Source organism: Achromobacter sp. SIMBA_011 (assembly GCF_046535435.1).
Classification (GTDB): Bacteria; Pseudomonadota; Gammaproteobacteria; order Burkholderiales; family Burkholderiaceae_B; genus Achromobacter; species Achromobacter dolens.
This window is the reverse complement of sequence record NZ_JAWRWN010000585.1, coordinates 1-266: the sequence shown is the minus strand read 5'-3', so window position 1 is coordinate 266 and position 266 is coordinate 1. Positions and strand designations below refer to the sequence as shown.

Below are 266 nucleotides of genomic sequence, written 5' to 3'. Positions count from 1 at the left end.
GAAATCCGTAATATGGCGGTTTTCCAAACATAGGTGTCAAGTAACTCTGAAAACCACATCTCTCGGAAATCAAATCTTTCTTGGCTGCAGACAAAAATTGGTCGATAGCCCGCTTATCCTCGTCTGTCCATTCCGCGTTTCGGTTCCTCGTTGTATATAACGCTCTCCAGAATATCGAGAGTACGGCAACCCGGATATTTTCGCTAATTCGAGTTCCTGTTTTTTGATTTTGATAATTTGCTAATTTTTTGAACAAATGCATCGAC

Annotated in this window: 1 protein-coding gene; it reads right to left on the bottom strand. The window is 41.0% G+C overall.

The window, feature by feature from the left end:
- On the bottom strand, nt 1-266 hold a 266-nt coding region (locus SB816_RS32255; protein ID WP_410548277.1), incomplete at both ends, for a hypothetical protein.